This window comes from Armatimonadota bacterium, from assembly GCA_016869025.1.
GTDB lineage: Bacteria > Sysuimicrobiota > Sysuimicrobiia > Sysuimicrobiales > Humicultoraceae > VGFA01.
Genome location: VGFA01000040.1, coordinates 1 through 4,482, shown reverse-complemented (window position 1 = coordinate 4,482; position 4,482 = coordinate 1). Strand labels below are relative to the sequence as shown.

Genomic DNA, 4,482 nt, shown 5'->3' with positions numbered 1-4,482 from the left:
GGCGAAGCGCGGCGGCCGGCGCCGGAAGTAGCGCGCACCGCCGCTTCGATCACCGCCACGAAACTCCGGTGGCGGTTCCTACTCAATCCCCAGAAGCCTGACCACCTCTTCAAACGCCCTCCAGATAATGTCGTCGCGCTCGAGCTGGCGCGACCTGTCCGAGATCTCCTCCCGCGCATCCAGTTCGGCCAGTTTCCCATCCATCTGCAGCAGCCGGTCCTGGATTTGCTGGATCTCGATCAGGACCGAAGCATCCGGCAGGGCGGACCGGATCTTTTCCAGCGCGTCTATCTCAACCTTGCGGGCCAGCCGGTCCATCTCCTGGGCATCCATCTTCGAGTAGACCACCAGCCCGCGGCGCTCCTCCAGCGCCTCGATCGCGATCTCGCGCAACTTCTTCAACAGCGGTTTGACCTCAGGCGTCATGGCGCAGCTCCTGGTCTCTGTACTGCAACTGGTAGAGCTTGGTGTAGATGCCCCCGCGCGCGAGCAGCTCGCGGTGCGTGCCTTCCTCGGCGATGCGGCCCTTGTGGATCACCAGGATGCGGTCCACGTGCTGGATCGTCGAGAGCCGGTGGGCGATGATGATCGAGGTCCGGTTCTGCATCACGCGGCCCAACGCGTCCTGGATCAGGATCTCGGTATCAGTATCCACGCTGCTGGTCGCCTCGTCGAGTACCAGCAGGACCTCCGGGTTGTGGGCAATCGCCCGGGCGAACGCGATCAACTGCTTCTGGCCTACCGAGAGAGTGGCGCCTCTCTCCTGCACCTGGGCCTGGTACCCTCCTGGGATCCGCTCGATGAACCGGGCCGCGTTGACGAACTCGGCCGCGCGCCGCACCTGCTCTGAGGTGATCGAGGAGGTCCCCAGCCGGATGTTATCTTCTATCGTCCCGGCGAACAAGAAGACGTCCTGGAGGACCAGGCCGATGTGCCGGCGCAGATCGCGCTGATCCCAACCGCGGACGTCGCTGCCGTCCACCAGCACGCATCCCTGCTGCGGGTCGTAGAACCGCGTTATCAGGTTGATAATTGAAGACTTGCCGGCGCCGGTGTGTCCCACGAACGCCACGCTCTCGCCCGGAAGGATGCGAAACGACACGTCCCGCAGCACCCAGTCGTGCTCCGGGGCGGGCGCAGAATGCCCGGCCGGCGCCTGCGGGCCGCCGTCCTGGTGGGGCGAAGTGGGCTCGTAGGCGAACCAGACGTTGCGAAACTCGATCTCCCCCCGCACGCGATCCGCGCGCAGCGGCGCGGGTGGATCCTCCACCTCGACCGGCTCGTCGAGCAGGCGGAAGAGCCGCTCGGATGAGGCCATGGCCGCCTGCAGGATATTGTACTTCTCGGCCAGGTCCTCGATCGGCTCGAAGAACCGCTGGGCGTACTGGACGAACGCCACCACCAGCCCCACGCTTATCGTTCCTGCCAGCGCCTGCGCGCCGCCGTAGGCGATGATGATCGCCACCGCCACCGCGCTCATGGCACCCACCACGGGGTGGAAGATCGCGAACGACCTCAGCGACGCCATGGTGGCCGCAAGGTGCTCGCGGTTCAGCTCCTCGAAACGCGCCTGCTCCCGGGCTTCGCGGCCGAAGAGCTGCACGATCCCCATCCCCATGATGTGCTCGTTGAGGAAGGCGTTGATGCGGGCCAGGCGCACCCGGATCGCGCGGTAGGCCTCGCGCGCCACCGCCCGGAACCGCGCGGTAAAGAGGATGATGGCCGGCAGCACCAGCATGGTGGCCAGGGCCAGGCGCCAGTCGAGGTACAGCAGGATGGCGACGATGCCCACCAGCGTCACCAGGTCGCCGAAGATGGCCACCACGCCCTGGGTGATCATCTCGTTTAGGGCCTCGATGTCGTTGGTGACGCGGGTGACCAGCCGGCCGACCGGCTGGCGCGTGTAGAAGCCGACCGAGAGCCGCTGGAGGTGGGTGAGCAACTCCATCCTCAGGTCGTACATCGCGTGCTGCCCGACGCGCGCCATCATGTAGGTCTGGGCGTAGCGGAGGACAAAGGCGGCGACCAGCGCCCCCAGGTAGGCGAGAATGACCACCCCCAGCCCTTCCAGCCGCCCGGGCGTGATGTGATCGTCAATGGCTATCCGCACGATGTAGGGCCCTACCAGGCTGGCCGCGGAGGTGAGCAGCAGCAGCACAACCGCCAGGACGACGGCGGCGCGGTAGGGGCGCACGTAGCCCATCAACCGCCGCATCAGGCGGGCGTCGTAGGCCGCGCCGATGATCTCGTCTTCGTGGAACACGGTGCTCATGACACAGGGGCCTCGTCGGCCTCCAGGGCCTCCTTTAGGAGCTGCTTCTGATAGAGGTCGGCGTAGAGCCCGCCGGCATCCAGCAGGGCGTCGTGCGTGCCCTGCTCGACGATCCTCCCGTCCGCCAGCACTACGATCAGGTCGGCGCCGCGCACCGTCGAGATGCGGTGCGAGATGATCAGACTTGTGCGCGCCGCCATGAACCGGCGCAGCGCCTGGAGGATCTCCTCCTCGGTGCGCGTATCCACGCTGCTGAGCGCGTCGTCCAGGATCAGGATCTCGGGGTCGCGCGCCAGCGCCCTGGCGATCGTCGCGCGCTGCTTCTGGCCGCCGGAGAGGGTGACGCCGCGCTCCCCGACCACGGTCCGGTACCCAAGCGGAAACCCGGCCACTTCCGGTGCCAGCCGCGCGGTCTCCGCCGCCTCCCGCACGCGGCTGCCGTCGCCACCTTCTACCCCAAAGGCCAGGTTGCCCTCTAGGGTGTCGGAGAACAGGAAGGATTCCTGGGGCACCAACCCGATGCTTCCCCGGAGCACCGGAAGACCCATGCGGCGCACGTCAATCCCGTCCACCAGCACTGCCCCGCCGGTCGGGTCAAACAGGCGGGGAATGAGGGAGACCAGCGTGGTCTTCCCACAACCGGTCGGGCCTACGATCGCCACCGTGACCCCCGCGGGGATGCGGAGGTTGATCCCGCGTAGCACCGGCACCCCGTCATAAGCAAACGAAACGTCGCGGAACTCGATCTCACCGCGCAGCCGTTCGGGCTGCACCGGCTCCGGCGGTTCGGCGATGGCCGGCCGGCTGTCCAGTATCGTCTCGATCCGCCGCATCGAGGCAAGCCCCTGCTGAACGATGGTCGCCACCCAGCCCAGGGCGATCATCGGCCACGACAGCATCATCAAGTAGCCGAAGAACTGCACGAGCTGGCCCAGCGTGATGCGGCCGGCGACCACGGCGTTGCCTCCCTGCCACAACACCGCCGCGGCCGCGCCACCGAGAATGAGCGTCATCGAGGGCCAGAGCGCGCCGGCGGTGCGGGCCAGCCGCAGCGAGCGCGCCATGTACTCGCGGTTGATCACGCCGAAGGTGGCTATCTCGGAGGACTCCTGCGCGAATGCCTTCACGACGCGGATTCCCGAGAAGTTCTCCTGCGCGCGGGCCGAGAGCGTGCTGAACTGCTCCTGAACCTGCTCGTACTGCCGGTGGATGCGCCGGCCCAGCAGCACGAAGACCAGACTGACCATGGGCAGGATCACCATCACCACCAGCGCAAGCGGCGGGTCTATGGTGAACATCAGCGCCCCCGCCGCGGTGAACATGAAGATGGTATTGAACGAGTGCATGATGCCCACGCCCACGAGGCGGCTGATGGTGTTGAGGTCGTTGATCGCGCGGGCCATCAGGTCGCCGGTGCGGGTGTGTTGGAAGAAGGCCTGGTGCATCCGCTGCAGGTGCGCGAAGTAGTCGTTGCGGATCTCGTACTCGATCCGCCGGCCGGCCCCCAGCATTTTCATGCGCCAGTGGTACCGTATGAACCCGCCGGTCAGCGCGATCCCCACGTACACCGCGGCCAGACCCACCAGCAGGCGCGGCGCGGCGCCGGAGCGGATGCCGTCCACGGCCAGCCGAAGCACCCACGGGTTGGTCACGGACAGCCCGGTGCTGAGCAAACTGAGGGCAAAGCCGATCAGGTAGGCACGGCGGTGGCGCAACACGTACCCGCGCAGGCGCCGGCTCACGCGCCCTCCTCGACCGCCGCACGAGATTGGATCACGGAGCGCTCCAGGGCGGCCCCACGCGCACCCCGGCTGCCTCCAGCGCGGCGCGGGCCGCCTCCGCAAGGGCTCCGGCCCCCGGGGTGTCGCTGTGGACGCACAGGGTGCGCGGCCGCAGCGGGATTCTGGTGCCGTCCGTCGCGGTTACAGTCCCGTCGGTCGCCAGCGCCACCGCGCGCGCGGCCACCTGCTCCGGGTCGGTCAGTAGGGCTCCGGGCTCGGTGCGCGGCACCAGGGTGCCGTCGCGGCGGTAGCCCCGGTCGAGGAACGCCTCGTACGCCACCGCAATCCCGCGGGACTCGGCTGCGGCGGCCATGGCCGAACCGGGCGGCGCGTACAGCCACAGCCCCTCGAACACGACCGCGGCCTCTGCGATCGCCCCGGCCAGCGCGGCATCGGCGACCGCCATGTTGTAGAGCGCGCCGTGCGCCT

4 protein-coding genes are annotated in these 4,482 nt (G+C 68.1%); all 4 read right to left on the bottom strand.

What is annotated here, in order from left to right:
• Window positions 1-78 precede the first annotated feature (78 nt).
• The gene (locus FJX73_12610; GenBank protein MBM3471611.1) at window positions 79-426 is read right to left on the bottom strand and encodes a hypothetical protein; all 348 of its coding nucleotides are present in this window, start codon (window positions 424-426) and stop codon (window positions 79-81) included.
• Complete coding sequence (locus FJX73_12605) at window positions 416-2,272, bottom strand: ABC transporter ATP-binding protein (GenBank protein MBM3471610.1); 1,857 nt, start codon at window positions 2,270-2,272, stop codon at window positions 416-418. Before FJX73_12605 ends, FJX73_12610 begins: the two co-directional genes overlap by 11 nt.
• Window positions 2,269-4,116 (bottom strand): ABC transporter ATP-binding protein, encoded by a 1,848-nt coding sequence (locus FJX73_12600; GenBank protein MBM3471609.1) that lies wholly within the window; start codon window positions 4,114-4,116, stop codon window positions 2,269-2,271. The genes FJX73_12605 and FJX73_12600 overlap by 4 nt, the downstream gene beginning before the upstream one ends.
• A partial coding sequence (locus FJX73_12595) for a LamB/YcsF family protein (protein ID MBM3471608.1) occupies window positions 4,046-4,482 on the bottom strand: 437 nt, incomplete at its 5' end. The genes FJX73_12600 and FJX73_12595, both read right to left, overlap by 71 nt.